The following is a 16,565-nucleotide window of genomic DNA, read 5'->3' on the forward strand; positions in this document are numbered from 1 at the left end:
TCCACGGGTCTCACCAGCGTGAGGCCCCGAGATCTCGGGAGACCGCGCGCGCGGCGTCGCGTACGCCGGTCACCAGCGTCGGTTTCGGCCGTCCGCCGGGGCCGCAGATCCGTTCGACCGCGCCGGTGATGCCCATGGCGCCGACGACCAGGCCGCCCTGACCGCGGATGGGAGCGGCGACGCCCGCCTCCCCGACCGTCATCTCCTCTACTTCGGCCGCCCATCCCATGTCGCGGACCTCGGCCAGCATGCGGGCGAGTTCGCGGGGAACGGTCGTCGTACGCCGTGTGAACGGTTCGAGCTCACCGTGCAGCGCGGCCGCCGCTCCTGCGTCGTAGGCCAGCAGCACCTTGCCCAGTGCCGTCGCGTGGGCCGGCAGGAGCGCGCCGACGTCGAGGGTCTGCAGGGTGTCGTCGGGCCGGAAGACGTGGTGGACGACGAGCACCTTGCCGTCGAGCGGCGTGCCGATGCGCACGGCCTCGCCGCTGCGCGCCGCCAGCGCGTCCGCCCAGTTGATCGCGCGGGACCGCAGCTCGTTGACGTCGAGGTAGCTCGTGCCCAGGTGCAGCAGCGCCGCGCCGAGCCGGTACTTGCCGGTCTCCTCGTCCTGCTCGACGAAGCCGACACCGTGCAGCGTTCGCAAGATGCCGTGAGCGGTGCCGCGGGCCAGGCCGAGCGAGCCCGCGATCTCGCTCACGCCGAGCCGGCCGGAGCCGCGCGCGAGCAGGCGCAGGATCGCCGCCGCGCGCTCAATCGACTGAACCGGACCGGGCACGAGGCGGATAATACGTCATGTCGACACATATTCGACAATGTCGGCATTGTGGGGCTCTGTAGTCGGCCGAACGCCCCCAGTAGTGATCCACGTCACCCCGAAACACCCTCCGATGATCGTCCGGAGCTGGCAACGCAGGGCGGCGTTCGACAATGTCGGCACATGTCCATTGACCCTCTGTCCGCGCCGACCTACCGTCCGGTCAGCCGTGAGAGGCGCTGTTCCGCCCCGGGACACCGCCCTTCACACGGCGGTGCCTCGTGATGTTCCCACCGGGCTTCGTCATCAAGGAGGAGACGTGGCAGAGCGATTGAAGATCCCAGGGCTGGCCGGCGAACTGGCCGCCGAGTTCGCCGGGACGCTGATCCTGATCCTGTTCGGCGTGGGCGTCGTGGCGCAGGTCGTGGGCGGCGCCATCGGCGACCACGACAGCATCGCCTGGGCGTGGGGCCTCGGCGTCACCCTGGGCGTCTATGTGGCGGGCCGGATCAGCGGCGCCCATCTCAATCCGGCGGTGACCGTCGCGCTCGCCGTCTTCAAGGGCTTCTCCTGGCGCAAGGTCCTGCCGTACTCGCTGGCGCAGTTCCTCGGCGCGTTCGTCGCGGCCCTGATCGTCCGGTGGAACTACACCGAGATCCTCGGCAAGGTCGACCCGGGTCACACCATCAAGACCCAGGGCGTCTTCTCCACCCTGCCCGGCAACGGCGCGCTCCCCGTGCACACCTGGGGCGCCTTCCGCGACCAGGTGATCGGCACCGCGATCCTGCTCTTCCTGATCCTCGCCGTGACCGACCTGAAGAACTCCGCGCCCGCCGCCAACCTCGCCCCGTTCATCGTCGGCCTCATCGTCGTCGCGATCGGCATGGCGTGGGGGACCGACGCCGGGTACGCGATCAACCCGGCGCGTGACTTCGGCCCGCGCCTCGCCTCGTTCATCACCGGGTACGGCACCGCCTTCCGCGACCAGTACGGCGGGCTGTACTTCTGGGTGCCCATCATCGGCCCGATCATCGGCGGTGTCCTCGGCGCCGGGCTGTACCAGGCGCTGGTCGCCCGCTTCCTGCCCGCCGAGACCGAGGAGCCGGGGCGCGTCGCGAACGACCCGGAGCTCGAGAAGGCCTGAATTCCCCCATCAGAGAAAGGCGACCTTCCATGGCCGACTTCGTCGGAGCCGTTGACCAGGGCACCACGAGCACCCGCTTCATGATCTTCGACCACTCGGGCAACGAGGTGGGCAAGCACCAGCTCGAACACGAGCAGATCATGCCCAAGCCGGGCTGGGTGGAGCACAATCCCACCGAGATCTGGGAGCGCACCCGCTCGGTGATCGAGACCGCGCTCCACCAGACCAACCTCACCGCCGCCGACCTGGCCGCGGTCGGCATCACCAACCAGCGCGAGACCGCCGTCGTGTGGAACCGCCGCACCGGTCGCCCCTACTACAACGCGATCGTCTGGCAGGACACCCGTACGGACCGCATCGCCTCCGCGCTCGACCGCGACGGGCGGGGCGACGTCATCCGCGCCAAGGCCGGGCTCCCGCCGGCCACGTACTTCTCCGGCGGCAAGATCCAGTGGATCCTGGAGAACGTCGACGGCGTACGCGAGGCGGCCGAGGCCGGCGACGCGATCTTCGGCAACACCGACACGTGGCTGCTGTGGAACCTCACCGGCGGCACGAACGGCGGCGTGCACGTCACCGACCCGACCAACGCCAGCCGCACGATGCTGATGAACCTGGAGACGCTCGACTGGGACGACGAGCTGCTGTCGTTCTTCGGCGTCCCGCGCGCGATGCTGCCGGAGATCAAGCCGTCGTCCAACCCGGACTTCTACGGCAAGACGCTGGCGAACGGCCCGTTCGGCGGTGAGGTGCCGCTGTCCGGCGACCTCGGCGACCAGCAGGCGGCGACGGTCGGGCAGGTCTGCTTCGGCGTCGGCGAGGCCAAGAACACCTACGGCACCGGCAACTTCCTGCTGCTCAACACCGGCAACGAGCTGGTCCGCTCCAAGAGCGGGCTGCTGACCACGGTCTGCTACCAGTTCGGCGGCGAGGCGCCGGTCTACGCCCTGGAGGGCTCGATCGCGGTGACCGGGTCGGCGGTGCAGTGGCTGCGCGACCAGCTCGGCATCATCTCCGGCGCATCGCAGAGCGAGACGCTCGCCCGGCAGGTCGAGGACAACGGCGGCGTCTACTTCGTGCCGGCGTTCTCCGGCCTGTTCGCCCCGTACTGGCGGTCCGACGCCCGCGGCGCCATCGTCGGCCTGTCCCGCTACAACACCAACGCGCACCTGGCGCGGGCCACGCTCGAGTCGATCTGCTACCAGACCCGCGACGTCGTCGAGGCGATGCGGCAGGACTCCGGCGTCTCCCTCGACGTGCTGCGCGTCGACGGCGGCGTGACCGCCAACGAGCTGTGCATGGAGCTGCAGGCCGACATCCTCGGCGTGCCGGTGTCCAAGCCGGTGGTGGCCGAGACCACGGCGCTCGGCGCGGCGTACGCGGCGGGCCTGGCCACGGGGTTCTGGGGCAGCACCGAGGAGCTCAAGCAGAACTGGAACGAGGACCGGCGCTGGGAGCCGCGGTGGAGCGACGAGCAGCGCGCCACCGGCTACGCCGGCTGGAAGAAGGCGGTCGACCGCACCCTCGACTGGGTCGACGTCGACTAAGGCACGAACGCCGGGCGGGGTGTCGCGCGGTGCCCCGTCCGGCCTTTACCTCTCTCCCCTCCGAAGCTTTCGAGGAGCCCGACGATGAAACCCGCATCCCTGGGACCGGCCGATCGCGCGCGTGCGGTGCGCGAACTGGCGGACCAAGAGTTCGACGTGCTGGTCGTGGGCGGCGGCGTGGTGGGCGCGGGCGCAGCGCTCGACGCCGTGTCGCGCGGCCTGTCCGTGGCGCTGGTCGAGGCCGCGGACTGGGCCGCCGGCACGTCCAGCCGCTCCAGCAAACTGATCCACGGCGGCCTGCGCTACCTGGAGCAGCGCGACTTCCATCTCGTACGCGAGGCGCTTCGGGAGCGCGCCCTGCTGCTGACGAGGGTCGCGCCCCACCTCGTCCACCCCGTGCCGTTCCTGTACCCGCTCAAGCACCGGATGTGGGAGCGCTTCTACGTCGGCGCGGGCATCGGCCTGTACGACACGATGGGCGGCGCCGGGGCGGTGCCCCGCCACCGTCACCTGAGCCACCGGCACGCGCTGCGGGTGGCGCCGGCGCTGCGCGGGGACGCGTTCGTCGGCGCGATCCAGTACTTCGACGCCCAGGTCGACGACGCGCGCTTCACGATGACGCTCGCGCGGACCGCCGCGAGTTACGGCGCCACGGTCGTCAGCCGGGCGCGGGCGACCGGGTTCGTACGGGAGGGCGAGCGCGTGACCGGCGCGCGCGTCCACGACCTGGAGAACGACCGGGAGATCACGGTACGCGCCCGCGAGGTGATCAACGCGACCGGCGTGTGGACCGACGAGACGCACCGGCTGGCGGGGGCGCGCGGCGATGTCGAGGTGCGCGCGTCCAAGGGCGTCCACCTGCTGGTTCCCCGCGACCGCATCCGCCTGGACACCGGCCTGATCATGCGGACCGAGAAGAGCGTGCTGTTCGTCATTCCGTGGGGCCGTCACTGGATCATCGGCACCACCGACACCGCGTGGGAGCTGGCCAAGGACGAGCCCGCCGCCAGCGGCGCGGACGTCGACTACCTGCTCGACCACGTCAACTCGGTCCTGACGATCCCGCTGACCCACGACGACATCGAGGCGGTGTACGCGGGGCTGCGCCCGCTGCTGTCCGGCGGTTCGGACGAGACGACGAAGCTGTCCCGCGAGCACACGGTCTCCCAGCCGGTGCCCGGCCTGACCGTCATCGCGGGCGGCAAGTTCACGACGTACCGGGTGATGGCCGAGGACGTCGTGGACGCCGTCGCCGGCCGGCTGCCGCTGAACGTGCCCGATTCGGTGACCCACCGCCTGCCGCTCGCCGGAGCCGTGGGCTATGAGGTGCTGTGGAACGACCGCCGACGGCTGGCGGCGCGGGCGGGACTGCACGTCGCGCGCATCGAGCACCTGCTGAACCGGTACGGCTCGTGCGTCGACGAGGTCCTCGCGCTGATCGAGGGCGACCCGTCCCTGGGGGAGCCGATCCCCGCCGCGAGCGACTACCTGAAGGCCGAGGCGGTGTACGCGGTGACGCACGAGGGCGCCCTGCACCTGGAGGACGTGCTGCGCCGCCGGCTGCGCGCGTCGATGGAGGAGTGGGACCAGGGCGCGGCGGCGGCTCCCGAGGTCGCCGGCCTCATCGCGCCGATCCTCGGTTGGGACGACGAGACGGCCAAACGCGAGACGGAGAACTACGTGGCCCGGGTCCAGGCCGAACTCCAGGCCCGCCGCGAGCAGAGCGACACGGCCGCCGCGGCGGCGCTGCACGAGGTCCCGTCCCTGTTCCCCGACCGCGCCGCCTCCTGACACATGGCCGTCCCGGGGCCGGTGATCCGGCCCCGGGACGGCGGACCGGAGCGTGAGGGCCATGGTCCGAGGTGGGGCGTGGTCATCTGGCGGGTCATGGATTCGGTACCGGTGGGGGTTGGGGGCCTCGCGCTGGTGGGGGCGAGGCCCCTCCGGTGGATCACCGGGTGGGTGCGGTCAGGCCGTCAGCACCAGTCCCAGCAGTCCCAGTCGCAGTCGTCGCAGCAGTCCCAGCCACAGCCCCACCACGAGGCGAGGCTGGCGATGTGCCGGCCGGTCGCCGGAGCGCTTGCCGTGGCCGCGCCGGCGGGGGTCGCAGCACCCATCGTCAGCGCGGCCGCGCCCGCGAAGGCCGCACCGGAGATGGCTACCGCGAGTCGCTTCGAAATCGCCATGGAAACTACCTCCCTGGTTGGTACCGACGGCATGACGGGTCATTGTCACGCCAGGCGATTTGTGCCTTTTATGGCCTCATCGCCTAGTTCAACCTCACATGTCCGGTTCGCCGGGAGCAATACTGACTGTCGGTTACATGCCACAACTTGACCACTAGTGGAGTGGCCGCGCGGAGCCGCTTTAAGCGCGGATCCGCCCTGGTGGCGGCGGGTCTCCGGACCGGCGGAGCGAACGAGGGCCACCGGCTCCGAATCGGCCGGATGGCGCGGGTGATGACCGCGCATGGTCCTTTCATGGTCGGCGGCGAAGGCGCTGGCGGACGGTGCCGGGAGACACCGTCCGAAGGGACCATCGGCGTGGGCGCGGGACCGTAGGGCCCTGAGTGCGAAGCCGGATTCCCGCCTGGGATGGAGGTGTCAGAGCTCCCGGGAGGACCGGAGGAGAACGGTCATGGACCCGATCATCGTCGGCGCCGACGGGTCGCGGCACAGCCTGCGGGCGGTCGACTGGGCCGCCGGCGAGGCGGCTCTGCGGGGAGCGCCGCTGCGGATCGTGCACGCCGTCGCGCCCTGGCTGTACGACCGGAACGTCGACCCGCGCCTGGTGGCCGTGCGGGAATGGCTCCTCGCCGGCGGCCAGGAGGTCATCGGGGCGGCGATCGAGGCCGCGCGCACGCGTGCGCCGGGCATCGACGTCGACGGCGACATGGTTCCCGCGGGCGCCTCCCGCGCCCTGGTCGAACGGGCGCGCGACGCCTCGCTCGTCGTGGTCGGCAGCCACGGCATGGGCTCGGTCGCCGGCCTGCTGCTCGGGTCGAGCGCGCTGCAGGTGGTCACGCACACGCCGGTGCCGGCCGTCGTCGTACGCCACGTCGAGCCGGTCGACCGCGGGGAGGTCGCCGTCGGCGTCGACGGGCCGCCGCTGGGCGACCCTGCGCTGGCCTTCGCGTTCGAGGAGGCGGGCCTTCGCGGGGCGCGACTGCGGGCCGTCCACGTCTGGTCCGACCCCGGCGCGGTGGACCTCGGCGGCATGACGCCGCTGGTCTACGACGCCGACGTGATCGGCGTCGAGCACACGCGCCGGCTGAACGACGCGCTCGCGGTCTGGCGCGACAAGTATCCCGACGTCGAGGTGGTCACCGAGGTCGTCCACGGCCGCCCGGTACGGATCCTGTCCGGGGTGTCCGCGCGCTGCGACCTTCTCGTGGTGGGCTCGCGGGGCCGCGGCGGGTTCGCCGGCCTCATCCTCGGCTCGGTGAGCCACGGCCTGCTGCACCACGCGCACTGCCCGCTGGCCGTCGTACCGTCCGGTAGGTAGGCGCGGCCCCCGGGCCGACCGTGCCGCAGGTCCCCGTTCGCGGGGACCTTCGTCTCTGCCCGGATCCGGTGCCCGGATGGTGCGCTGAAGACCGGAGAGACGACCAGGAGCGCACATGGATGCCGTCGAGACGCCGCGCGCCGACGAGATCGCGCACCATCTCGTCGACGCTGCGGTGTGGGCGCCTTCGGTGTACGACACGCGGCCGTGGCGGTTCGGCACGCGCGGCTCGACCGTCACGGTGCACGCCGACCCCGAGCGCCGGCTGGAGGTGGCCGATCCGGACGGCCGCGAGACGATGATCAGTTGTGGCGCGGCGCTCTACACCCTGCGCCTGGCCATGCGTGACCTCGGCCGGATACCCCTGGTGCGGATGCTGCCCGACCCGGACCGGCCCGACCTGATCGCCGAGGTCGGCGTCGGCGGCGAGCGGCCCGCCACCGCCGAGGAGCGCCAGATGTACGCCCAGATCCGGCACCGGCACACGCACACCGGCGGGTTCCGGCCGGGCGGGCTGCCCATCGGCCTGCTCCAGGCCCTGCGCACCCATGCCTACTGCGAGCAGGTCTCGCTGCGCATCGTCGCCGACCCGCGGGCGCGGATCGCGCTCGCCGCGCTGACCGAGGCCGCCGAGCAGGTCCAGCGGCAGAACCCGGCGTACGTCGCGGAGGTGGCCCGCTGGGCCCCGCCGCCCGGCGCCGCGTCCGAGGAGACCTGCCCGCGTGAGTCGGCCCGCCTGGAACCGGACTTCGCCGGCCGCGACTTCGCCACCGGCCAGGGATGGGGCGGGGCCGGCAGCGAGAACCGGGACGCGACGGGCGTCGTGGCGGTCCTGCTCACCGACGGCGACGGGTGCGGCGACCGGCTGTGCGCCGGGCAGGCGCTCCAGCGGATCCTGCTCTGCGCGGCCGAGTACGAGGTGTCGGCCGCGTTCCACGGTCAGGCGCTGGAGGTGCCGGAGTTGCGGGAGTTCATCCGCACCCGGTTCTGCGACGGGGCCTATCCGCAGATGATTCTGCGGCTGGGGATCGCCCACGCGAACGTGGTGCGCCGGTCCGTCACCGAGCTGACGCGTGGCGAGCTGTGATCATTCGTCGCGCGACCGGTCGCCCGCGGCCTTGAGCTGGGCGACGAACGCCGCCGCCTGCGTACGGCGGCGCATGTCGAGCTTGGTGAACAGGTTCGAGACGTAGTTCTTCACGGTCTTCTCGGCGAGGAAGAGCCGCTCGCCGATCTGGCGGTTGGTCAGTCCCTCGCCGATGAGCTCGAGGATCTGGCGTTCCTGGTCGGACAGCGTGGACAGCGGGTCCTTGCGGGTCTGGCGTTCGCGCAGGCGGTGCAGCATCTGCGCGGTGCTGTGCGGGTCGAGCAGCGACTGCCCGGAGGCGACCGTTCGGACCGCCGCGACCAGGTCCGACCCGTGGATCTGCTTCAGCACGTACCCGGCGGCCCCGGCCATGACCGCGTCGAACAGGGCCTCCTCGTCGGAGAACGACGTCAGCATCAGGCAGGCCAGGCCCGGCAGCCGGGAGCGGATCTCACGGCACACGCTCACCCCGTCGCCGTCCGGCAGCCGCACGTCCAGGACGGCGACGTCGGGCCGTACGGCGGGGATCCGGGCGATGGCGTGCGCGGCGGTGGCGGCCTCCCCGACGATCTCGATGTCGGATTCGGACTCGAGCAGCGCCGCGACGCCGCGCCGGACCACTTCGTGGTCGTCGAGCAGGAAAACCCGGATCGTCATGGCCTGGCCTCGCAATCCGTGCGGGGCCGGCGGGCGCCGGCCTGTGTCCTCACGTTAGGAGGCGTTCCTCGGATCACCGTGGTACGAACGTCGGAGATCCCGTGGACCAAGGTCCCTGGCGGACCCGCCGCGCCCATGCTTCGGCCGGCCGGACCGGTGGCTCAGGGCAGGCCCGTCCAGCGGGGCGCCACGGCGGCCCACTCGCGCTCCCACAGCTCCAGGCGGCGGCGGTCCAGGCGATGCTCGATGAGCATGCGGGCGGCGGAGAACAGCAGCGCGAGCATCGTGAGAGCCGTCGTCGCCGCCATGACGCTGTCGGCGACCGTCTGGGAGTGCTTGCGCGGATGAGTCGTCAGCCGTCCGATGCGGTCGATCCAGATCGTGCGATGGGCGCCGATCGTCTCGTTGCCGGCCGCCGGGACGACGGCGGCGTGGTAGGCGCCCGCCCTGTCGTGCCAGCCGATGCGCACGGTCTCATCCAGGACTCCGCGCGACCCGGTCGGAGAGGTGTCGACGACCACCGCCTCCACCCGGTGCCGGGTCTGCGCCTGCACGCGTTCGGCCCGCGCGCCCGCGCCGCCGGCCAGCCGGGCGGTCACGACCACCGACAGCGGCGCCAGGACGAGGAAGAGGAGGCCGAGAACGATCATCATCCGGACGTGTGTGCGGTCGACCGGACGGCGCAGCGGATTGCCATCGGGGCGCACGTAACGGATCACGCCCAGAAGCTTGATCGTGAAGGTTCGCATAGACACCTCCGTTACGGCCTTTTATTCCGCAGACTAGGCGGTTCGACCCCTTCTCGGGAGAGGCGCTGGTCCCCGTGGACTCCGCCGAGGGTCCTGCGGACCGCGGGCTTTGGCCCCTGACCTGCCCTTACCGGGTGCGATGGTAACCCTGCGGCGAGTGAGGACGGGACAGGGCCGGGCGGGCCGGTCGCGGGGGACTTTCGGCCTCTTCTGGCGTGTCGCGGCCGTCGTCACGCTGAAGAGGGAGGGGGACATGGACCGGTTCGACGGGTCGTACGTGCTGGTCGGCTTCGACGGGTCCGCGGCGAGCGAGCGGGCCCTGCGCTGGGCCGTCGACGAGGCGCGCCTGCGCCGCATGCCGCTGACCGTCTGCCACGCGTGGCACTGGCCCTATCCCGTGCCGCCGTCCGGTCCCGAGGCGGTGGAGACGGTGCGCAAGATGGCCCAGCACACGCTGGACCGAGGCGTCATCATCGCCCAGGAGGCGTCCCCGCGCACCCCGGTGCGCGGCCGGCTCGCCGCCGGGCCGGCGCCGGCGATGCTGGTCAACCAGTCCAAGAACGCCTCGCTCGCGGTGATCGGCACCCACGGCGCGGGCGCCTTCGCCGGGCCGGAGGCGGGTTCGTCGGCGGTCCAGCTGCCCTCGTACGCGCACTGCCCCGTCCTGGTCGTGCGGGGCGCGCCCGACCGCAGCCGCCCGGTCGTCGTGGGGGTGGACGGTTCGGCCGCCTCGGACGCCGCCCTCGCGTTCGGCTTCGAGGAGGCGGCGCTGCGCGGCCTGGCGCTGCGGGCGGTGTTCGGCTGCTGGGAGCCCGAGGCGATCGTGTCGGCCGAGATGGGGATGATCACCGACCCGGAGGAGCTGCGGGTGATGGCCGCGGGCCGCCTGGAACGGACCGTGTCGCCCTGGCGGGAGAAGTACCCGTACGTCGACGCGGACACGGTGCTGTCGATGCGGACCCCGCGGCACGCGCTCCTGGAGGCGGCGGGCACCGCCGCGCTGCTCGTCGTGGGCGGGCGCGGGCTCGGCGGCGTCGCCGGACTGCGCCTCGGCGCGGTGGCCGCGGCCGTGCTGCAGCACGCCCCGTGCCCGGTGGCGATCGTACGGCCGCGGAACTGACCTTCGGCGACCCCGCACGGGCCCGGGGTCCCGCCGGGCGGGGACCTTCGCCGGTCACATCACCGGCCGCCTCCGGCGATGCTCGAAACAGGGAGCCTCGGAAAAGGCGAGGTAGGGGGCGCATGACAGATGACCGCGGATACCGGAATGTGGCCGTCGGGGACGCTGGGGCGGCTGCCGGACGCCAAGTGCGTCCTGGCCGTCGTGGCACGGCCGGGTGATGAGGCCTGTTATCTCGGCGCGGTGCTCGACGCCTTCCGCCGCGCCGGCAGCCAGGTGAGCGTGCTCGCGATCAGCCGCGGGGACGCGTCGCCGTACAACGACTCCATGGAGCGGCTCACCTCCGTCCGGCCGTTCGAGTTCGACGCCGCCGCGAGCGCGCTGCGGGCGTCGCACTGCATGCTCGCCGACTACCCGGAGGCCGAGCTGCGGCGGCTGCCGGTCGCCCGGCTCGCCGAACGGGTGATCCGGATGGTGCGCGAGTGGAACGTCGACCTCCTTCTCACCGTCGACGGGCGCCTCGGCGACCGCATCGCCGCCTGCGTGGCCTGCCACGCGGGCCGCGAACTCGCCGTTCCGGTGCTCGGCTGGACGCTGCCGCACGACGTGGCCAAGGCCGTACGGGAGGCGACGGGGCTGTCGGTGACCGGGGACGCGGACCTGCGGATCGACTTCGAGCTGCGAGTCCGCCGGAACGCCCAGCAGTACGCGATGCGCGCCCACGGCAGCCAGGCACGCGGCGACCGCACCCAGCTCGCCCGGCTGGCCGTCCAGGGCGACCGCGAATGGCTGCGCTGGCTGGTGCCCTGCGGGGACGTGCCGGAGCGAGGGCGCGCCTGATCGGCCTGGTGCGTCTCTTCCTCAGGCGGCGTGGCGGTGGCCGCCGACGTGGAGTTCGGACAGGTCCGTCACGACGACGTCCGCGCCGTGTTCGCGCAGCGCTCCGCCGCCCAGGCGATCGACGCCGACGACCAGGCCGAACCCGCCGCGCTTGGCGGCCATCAGGGCCGCCGGCGACTCCTCGATGACCGCGGTGTGACGCGGTTCGACGCCCAGTTGCAGCGCGGCCCGTACGAACAGCGCGGTGTCGGGGCAGAACGGAAGCCGCGTGCCGGGCGCGCGCAGGCCGTCCAGGACGATGTCGAACATGTCCACGACACCGGCGTTCCTCAGCACCTCGGTACCGTGCCGCTGCGTGCACACCGCCGCCGTGCGAAGACCGCGCCGGTGGGACTCCCGGATCAGCGTGACCGCGGAGGCGAACGGGCTCACCCCGTGCCGGTGAACCTCGCCGAGGAAGAACTCCTCGTGCCGGATCATCAGTCCCCGCAGATCGTCGTAGGGCAGGCAGATGTCACGGGAGGCGAGGAAGTCCCGTGCCCCCGCCAGCCGCGGCTTGCCGTGCGTGTAACGCAGAAAGTCGGCCCGGACGTCGAACGGCACGAAGACGGTCTCGTGGGTCGCCGCGTACGTGCGCAGGAAGGGGTCGAACACCGTCTTCCAGGCCCCCGCCGACGTACGCGCGCTGTCGATGACCACGCCGTCCACTCCGAAGATCACCGCTGTTATGTCGCCGCCGAGCTCACACTCCCCGGATCTCCTCTGCATGGCCCGCTCACCTCATTCCCCCCGCTGGGCCCGTTCCTTCAGTCTTCCCGTCACGCCGGGGCGGCGACCGTGCGGGGGCCGTGAATCTGGCCTGCTCACGGCGGCATCACCGCCGTGAGCGGCCACGACGCCGTCCGGCCGGCCAGGGTCCGTGCCGCGCGCGAGGTCAGCACTACGACGGCGACGTCATCGCCCAGCGACTGCCAGGCGGCGAGTACGGCCTCGGGCTCCTCGGCGGGGATGACGATCGCCCCCGCGAGACCGAACTCCAGGACCTTTCCGCTTTCCCCGATCACCGCGATCTTCGCCATTTTCCGCCTTCCCGAACGACGACTGCCGGAGGAGGAGAGCGCCGGCGACGACGCGCCGATCGCGACGGACCGACAACACCGGCCGTCCCGGCCACCGGAGTCGGCCCGGAGCGGGAGGTCGTGTGATGTCGGCATGTGAACCATGGTCGGTCGTGATGACCGGTTCGGGGCAGGGCCGCACGGAAGTCGGTCAAGGGACCTTCGCCCCGGTTCGCCGTACGGACCCGCGCACCCCGCGCCGCCCCGCGGCCGACGGCCCGCCGAACCCCGGAGGACCTTGGCCCCGACTCCGGCATACCGCAGCGGACTGACCCGGCGCGCCCGTGCGCTCTGGGGTTGGTCGGGCTGAGGCGGCGATCCGGGTTCAGCGTCCGTGCGCGGCGGAGGCGCGGCTTTCGCCCAGGACGGCGGTTTCTGCCGAGCCCCCGTGAACCCCGGTCCCGGATGCCGGTGGTCGGGTCCGGGGGCGGTTCCCGTCCAGCGTCCGTGCCACTCCTGAGGCCGGTTGGCGGTCTTGGCCCCGCACAGTCCCCGGGTGGGGGTCCCCGGTCCGGGCGGTCCCCGCCCGCCTCGGGGGCTCCAGCCCACTTCCATTGTCAAGCGCTGGATCCCCGGGCGGAAGCCCGGGGATTCCCTGTGGATAACGCCGCGGCGGATCAGCCGTGCGCCGTGCCGGACAGCGACGGCTCGGGTTCCGCCGTCGCGGGGCGTTCGCCGGGAGAAACGTCGGGGCGGCGGGTGTTCGGCAGCAGCAGGGCGACCAGGACGGTGCCGGCGCCGAGGATGAGGCCGCCCACCAGGCTCGTGTGCGCGACCGCGTGAGCGAAGGCGTGGTCCGCCGCGTGCACCAGTGACGCCGCGCGTCCGGGGCCCGCGGTGGCGGTCACCTTCTCCGCCACGGTCAGCGCCCCGCCGATCGACTCCTCGGCCGCCTTCGCCGCGGCTGCGGGCAGCCGGCCGCCGATCGCCGTCGTCACGTCCGCTCGGTACGCGTCGGCCAGGACCGAGCCGAGGATGGCGATGCCGAGCGAGCCGCCGAGTTCGAGCGACGTGTCGTTCACCGCGCCGCCCACGCCGAGGCGTTCCTCGGGGAACGCGCCCATGATGGCGTCGGTGCAGGGGGAGACGCTGAGTCCGATCGCCACGCCGAGCAGCAGCAGCGAGGGCAGGAACGTGCCGTACCCGGATCCGTCGTCGACGCGGGTGAGCAGCAGGATGCCGGCCGTGCCCAGGGCCATGCCGAGCACCACCGTGACCTTCGTGCCGAGCCGCGGGGTGAGCACGCCCGTGACGGCGGCGCCCGCGAACACCGCGCCGGCCAGCGGCAGCAGCCGTACGCCGGTGGACAGCGGGCCGTAGCCCAGGACGAACTGCAGGTGCTGCGTCAGGTAGTAGATCGACCCGAACGCCGCGAGGAAGAACAGCGCGACCGCGAGGTTCGCCCCGCCGAACGTACGGTCGCGGAACCGGCGGACGTCCAGGATCGGGCGCGGGTGCCGCAGCTCCCACCAGACGAACGCGGCCAGACCGGCGCCGGCCACGACGGCGGCCGTGATCGCACCGGTGCCCCACCCGAACCGGGGGCCCTCGATGATCATGTAGACGAGCGCGGCCAGGAAGATCACCGACAGCAGGCCGCCGATGAGGTCGAGTCGTTCCCGGCCGCCCGCGCGGGACGGCGGTACGAGCACGAGCGCGGCGACCACGGCGACGGCCGCGACCGGGACGTTGATCAGGAACGTGAACCCCCACGAGTGGCTCTCGAGCAGCCACCCGGCCAGCAGCGGCCCGGCCGCGATGGCCAGCCCCGACGTGGCGGTCCAGATGGTGATCGCCCGCGCCCGCTCTCGCCGGGGGAACGTCGCGCTCAGCAGCGACAGCGTCGCGGGCATGATCATCGCCGCGCCGACGCCCATCACCGCCCGGGCCGTGATCACCCCCGCGGTCTCATGGACCAGGCTGCCGGTCACCGAGCCGGCGGCGAACACCACGAGACCGGCCAGGAGCGCGCCGCGGCGGCTGTACTTGTCGCCGATCGCGCCCATCACCAGCATCAACGCCGCGTACGGCACCGTGTAGGCGTCGATGACCCACTGCAGGTCGCTGCTGCTGAGGCCGAGGTCGCGCGTCATCGCCGGCGCCGCGACGAGCAGCGAGGTGTTGGCCATGACGATGATCAGCAGGCTCAGGCACAGCACGGCCAGCGCGGCCCACCGGCGGGAGTACGGCCGGTCCGTCCGATTCATGATCGCCCCTCCGATATGAGATCAATTTGCACACCACTGTGCAAGCTAGTCATCTGCACACCGGTGTGCAAGAATGTGGCTTGTGAAAGGAGTCACATGAGCGAGGCGAGGCGGACCGGCCGTGCCGAGGCCAACCGGCGGCACATCCTGGCCGTCGCCACGCGGGAGCTGATCCGCGACCCGGACGCGAGCATGGACGACATCGCCCGCGCCGCCGGCGTCGTGCGCCGCACCGTCTACGGCCACTTCCCGAGCCGTGAGGCGCTGATCGAGGGCATCGCCGACCAGGTCGCCCGCGAGGTCACCGACGCGCTGAGCCGGGCCACCACCGGCGTCACCTCGCCGGTCGATGCGCTCGTGGCCGCGACCACCGCGACCTGGGCGATCGGCGACCGCTACCGGCTGCTCATCTCCCTGGCCCAGCGCAACCTGACCGGCGGCGGCATCCGCGACCACCTGCGGCCCGCGCGCGAGGGGGTCGCCGGCCTGCTGGAGGAGGGCGCACGGCGCGGCGACTTCACCCGGCACCTGCCGCCGAGCGTGCTCGCCCACGCCCTCGAGTCGCTCATCCTCGGGCTCCTGCAGGCGGTCAACGACGGGCTGTGGCAGAGCGCGGACCCGGCCCGGGAGGTCGCCCGCACGTGCCTCATCGCCGCGGGCGTGCCCGCCGCCGACGCGGACGCGGCGGTGAACGGCCAGGCGAGGGCGGTAACGGCTTGACCGAAATGGTCATGGCCTGCCGTGGACAAACCGTCGACACGCGGAGTTCGTCGATGATCCTTTAATGTGCGTGCGTGCGCATTCCCCCCAGAAGACGGCTTTACCTCACCACGACCGTCGGCATCGCCTCCGTCGCCCTGGTGGCGATCTCCGGGGCCGAGGCGGGCGAGGCCGGTCCGTGGAAGCCCTGGTGGATCGTGCTCGGCGTGGTGATGAGCGTCGTCGGGGCGGCGGTCCCCGGCTATGAGCAGATCCGCAAGGAACGCCAGCGCAAGACCGCCGAGCAGGAGGCGATCGAGGCCGCCGTCGAGATGCGCGTCACGATCAACGACGCGCTCGACCCGATCGTGCGTCAGCTGGGGCGCATCGCGACCGCCGCGAACCGCCAGGAGCGGGGAAACCTGCGGGAGGCGACCATCCCCATGGTCCTCGACTCCGCGGCGCATCTGATCAAGGGCCGCCGCGTGCGGGCCTGCCTGTTCCGGCTCGAGGACGGCAGCCCGAAGAAGCTCGTGCCCGTCCAGTACGCCGGGCGCGCGGACGCGCCCCTGACGGTCTTCACCGAGGGCACGCCCGAGGGCGACTCCGTCTTCGCGATGATCCGCGACAACGAGCACGCGCACTCCGCCGACGTCGACCGCGACCCGCCGCCGGGCTGGGCCGGGTCGGCCGACCACGGCTACCGGTCCTTCGTCGCCGTGCCCGTCGTGGCCGGGCACACGCCGTACGGGATCCTCACCGTGGACGCCATGAACGTCGGGGGAGTGAGCCGGTCCGACATCCCGTTCGCACGGCTGCTGGCGGGCCTGCTCGCCGGCGCCCTCGCGTACGGGACGAACGAGGAGGGGATCCGGCGCCTCGTGCGTTGATTCGTTTGACCTTTCGTCCGGCGTTCCGGACACTGACGGAAGAAGGGGAGTGGGGGCCTATGCCAGGCGACATCGTGGTGCGGGACTCCGACGACAGGTCGGAGCGGATGATCAAGGATCCGGGCCGCTACTTCGCCGAGGCGCGCGAGCGTGCCGAACGCGAGGTCCGGCGCGAGGCCGAGGTGCGCAAGGACGCCGCCGGGCAGGACGAGCCGGGCGACTGACCCGCCCGAGGTGCGAAGGGCCCGT

17 protein-coding genes are annotated in these 16,565 nt (G+C 72.4%); 10 read left to right on the plus strand and 7 right to left on the minus strand.

The window, feature by feature from the left end:
- Positions 1 to 10: 10 nt before the first annotated feature.
- The gene (locus QSK37_RS30110; protein ID WP_285580401.1) at positions 11 to 775 is read right to left on the minus strand and encodes an IclR family transcriptional regulator; all 765 of its coding nucleotides are present in this window, start codon (positions 773 to 775) and stop codon (positions 11 to 13) included.
- Positions 776 to 1,073: 298 nt separating this feature from the next.
- Between QSK37_RS30110 and QSK37_RS30115 the strand changes: the two genes are divergently transcribed.
- The 3 genes from QSK37_RS30115 (at position 1,074) to QSK37_RS30125 (ending at position 5,236) form a co-directional block, all read left to right on the plus strand.
- Positions 1,074 to 1,898 (plus strand): MIP/aquaporin family protein, encoded by an 825-nt coding sequence (locus QSK37_RS30115; protein WP_285580400.1) that lies wholly within the window; start codon positions 1,074 to 1,076, stop codon positions 1,896 to 1,898.
- Between the two features lie 29 nt (positions 1,899 to 1,927).
- Positions 1,928 to 3,445 (plus strand): glycerol kinase GlpK, encoded by a 1,518-nt coding sequence (gene glpK, locus QSK37_RS30120; protein WP_285627853.1) that lies wholly within the window; start codon positions 1,928 to 1,930, stop codon positions 3,443 to 3,445.
- Positions 3,446 to 3,529: 84 nt separating this feature from the next.
- On the plus strand, positions 3,530 to 5,236 hold the full coding sequence (locus QSK37_RS30125; protein ID WP_285627856.1) for a glycerol-3-phosphate dehydrogenase/oxidase: 1,707 nt from the start codon (positions 3,530 to 3,532) through the stop codon (positions 5,234 to 5,236).
- 185 nt (positions 5,237 to 5,421) lie between these two features.
- On the opposite strand, the gene QSK37_RS30130 is transcribed toward QSK37_RS30125, so the two are convergent.
- Positions 5,422 to 5,631, minus strand: coding sequence for a hypothetical protein (locus QSK37_RS30130; protein ID WP_285580397.1), 210 nt, complete (start codon positions 5,629 to 5,631; stop codon positions 5,422 to 5,424).
- Between the two features lie 451 nt (positions 5,632 to 6,082).
- Here QSK37_RS30130 and QSK37_RS30135 point away from each other — a divergent pair, with 451 nt between their 5' ends.
- Positions 6,083 to 6,949, plus strand: coding sequence for a universal stress protein (locus tag QSK37_RS30135; protein ID WP_285627859.1), 867 nt, complete (start codon positions 6,083 to 6,085; stop codon positions 6,947 to 6,949).
- A gap of 115 nt (positions 6,950 to 7,064) precedes the next feature.
- Positions 7,065 to 8,036: an Acg family FMN-binding oxidoreductase gene (locus tag QSK37_RS30140; protein WP_285627862.1), complete on the plus strand. Its 972-nt coding sequence runs from the start codon at positions 7,065 to 7,067 to the stop codon at positions 8,034 to 8,036.
- Here the strand turns inward: QSK37_RS30140 and QSK37_RS30145 are convergent, their stop codons facing one another.
- Both QSK37_RS30145 and QSK37_RS30150 read right to left on the minus strand, forming a co-directional pair.
- Positions 8,037 to 8,693, minus strand: coding sequence for a response regulator (locus QSK37_RS30145; protein WP_285580394.1), 657 nt, complete (start codon positions 8,691 to 8,693; stop codon positions 8,037 to 8,039).
- A gap of 161 nt (positions 8,694 to 8,854) precedes the next feature.
- Positions 8,855 to 9,442 carry an Rv1733c family protein gene (locus tag QSK37_RS30150; RefSeq protein WP_285627865.1) on the minus strand — a complete coding sequence of 196 codons (588 nt, stop codon included), beginning with the start codon at positions 9,440 to 9,442 and terminating at the stop codon, positions 8,855 to 8,857.
- Between the two features lie 253 nt (positions 9,443 to 9,695).
- Between QSK37_RS30150 and QSK37_RS30155 the strand changes: the two genes are divergently transcribed.
- Positions 9,696 to 10,562 (plus strand): universal stress protein, encoded by an 867-nt coding sequence (locus tag QSK37_RS30155; protein ID WP_285627868.1) that lies wholly within the window; start codon positions 9,696 to 9,698, stop codon positions 10,560 to 10,562.
- A 129-nt stretch (positions 10,563 to 10,691) separates the two neighbouring features.
- Positions 10,692 to 11,402, plus strand: a complete 711-nt coding sequence (locus QSK37_RS30160; protein WP_285627871.1) for a PIG-L family deacetylase — start codon at positions 10,692 to 10,694, stop codon at positions 11,400 to 11,402.
- A gap of 21 nt (positions 11,403 to 11,423) precedes the next feature.
- Here QSK37_RS30160 and QSK37_RS30165 read toward each other — a convergent pair whose 3' ends face one another.
- The 3 genes from QSK37_RS30165 to QSK37_RS30175 form a co-directional block, all read right to left on the minus strand.
- Complete coding sequence (locus QSK37_RS30165; protein WP_285627874.1) at positions 11,424 to 12,170, minus strand: HAD family hydrolase; 747 nt, start codon at positions 12,168 to 12,170, stop codon at positions 11,424 to 11,426.
- A 95-nt stretch (positions 12,171 to 12,265) separates the two neighbouring features.
- Positions 12,266 to 12,481 carry a V-type ATP synthase subunit F gene (locus QSK37_RS30170; protein WP_285627877.1) on the minus strand — a complete coding sequence of 72 codons (216 nt, stop codon included), beginning with the start codon at positions 12,479 to 12,481 and terminating at the stop codon, positions 12,266 to 12,268.
- Between the two features lie 656 nt (positions 12,482 to 13,137).
- Positions 13,138 to 14,727: an MFS transporter gene (locus QSK37_RS30175; protein ID WP_285627880.1), complete on the minus strand. Its 1,590-nt coding sequence runs from the start codon at positions 14,725 to 14,727 to the stop codon at positions 13,138 to 13,140.
- Between the two features lie 96 nt (positions 14,728 to 14,823).
- Between QSK37_RS30175 and QSK37_RS30180 the strand changes: the two genes are divergently transcribed.
- The 3 genes from QSK37_RS30180 (at position 14,824) to QSK37_RS30190 (ending at position 16,540) form a co-directional block, all read left to right on the plus strand.
- Positions 14,824 to 15,447: a TetR/AcrR family transcriptional regulator gene (locus QSK37_RS30180; protein ID WP_285627882.1), complete on the plus strand. Its 624-nt coding sequence runs from the start codon at positions 14,824 to 14,826 to the stop codon at positions 15,445 to 15,447.
- 74 nt (positions 15,448 to 15,521) lie between these two features.
- Positions 15,522 to 16,316 (plus strand): GAF domain-containing protein, encoded by a 795-nt coding sequence (locus QSK37_RS30185; RefSeq protein WP_285580377.1) that lies wholly within the window; start codon positions 15,522 to 15,524, stop codon positions 16,314 to 16,316.
- A 59-nt stretch (positions 16,317 to 16,375) separates the two neighbouring features.
- Complete coding sequence (locus QSK37_RS30190; protein WP_285627884.1) at positions 16,376 to 16,540, plus strand: hypothetical protein; 165 nt, start codon at positions 16,376 to 16,378, stop codon at positions 16,538 to 16,540.
- Positions 16,541 to 16,565: the final 25 nt, after the last annotated feature.

This window comes from Actinoallomurus iriomotensis, from assembly GCF_030269445.1.
Classification (GTDB): domain Bacteria; phylum Actinomycetota; class Actinomycetes; order Streptosporangiales; family Streptosporangiaceae; genus Actinoallomurus; species Actinoallomurus iriomotensis.

What these genes read in the sequence shown, in the direction of transcription:
- QSK37_RS30175 (WP_285627880.1), bottom strand. Translation starts at nt 14,727, where the DNA reads ATGAATCGGACGGACCGGCCGTACTCCCGCCGGTGGGCCGCGCTGGCC.
- QSK37_RS30125 (WP_285627856.1), top strand. Translation starts at nt 3,530, where the DNA reads ATGAAACCCGCATCCCTGGGACCGGCCGATCGCGCGCGTGCGGTGCGC.
- QSK37_RS30155 (WP_285627868.1), top strand. Translation starts at nt 9,696, where the DNA reads ATGGACCGGTTCGACGGGTCGTACGTGCTGGTCGGCTTCGACGGGTCC.
- QSK37_RS30150 (WP_285627865.1), bottom strand. Translation starts at nt 9,442, where the DNA reads ATGCGAACCTTCACGATCAAGCTTCTGGGCGTGATCCGTTACGTGCGC.
- QSK37_RS30135 (WP_285627859.1), top strand. Translation starts at nt 6,083, where the DNA reads ATGGACCCGATCATCGTCGGCGCCGACGGGTCGCGGCACAGCCTGCGG.
- QSK37_RS30180 (WP_285627882.1), top strand. Translation starts at nt 14,824, where the DNA reads ATGAGCGAGGCGAGGCGGACCGGCCGTGCCGAGGCCAACCGGCGGCAC.
- QSK37_RS30165 (WP_285627874.1), bottom strand. Translation starts at nt 12,170, where the DNA reads ATGCAGAGGAGATCCGGGGAGTGTGAGCTCGGCGGCGACATAACAGCG.
- QSK37_RS30160 (WP_285627871.1), top strand. Translation starts at nt 10,692, where the DNA reads ATGACCGCGGATACCGGAATGTGGCCGTCGGGGACGCTGGGGCGGCTG.
- QSK37_RS30140 (WP_285627862.1), top strand. Translation starts at nt 7,065, where the DNA reads ATGGATGCCGTCGAGACGCCGCGCGCCGACGAGATCGCGCACCATCTC.
- glpK (WP_285627853.1), top strand. Translation starts at nt 1,928, where the DNA reads ATGGCCGACTTCGTCGGAGCCGTTGACCAGGGCACCACGAGCACCCGC.
- QSK37_RS30190 (WP_285627884.1), top strand. Translation starts at nt 16,376, where the DNA reads ATGCCAGGCGACATCGTGGTGCGGGACTCCGACGACAGGTCGGAGCGG.
- QSK37_RS30130 (WP_285580397.1), bottom strand. Translation starts at nt 5,631, where the DNA reads ATGGCGATTTCGAAGCGACTCGCGGTAGCCATCTCCGGTGCGGCCTTC.
- QSK37_RS30145 (WP_285580394.1), bottom strand. Translation starts at nt 8,693, where the DNA reads ATGACGATCCGGGTTTTCCTGCTCGACGACCACGAAGTGGTCCGGCGC.
- QSK37_RS30170 (WP_285627877.1), bottom strand. Translation starts at nt 12,481, where the DNA reads ATGGCGAAGATCGCGGTGATCGGGGAAAGCGGAAAGGTCCTGGAGTTC.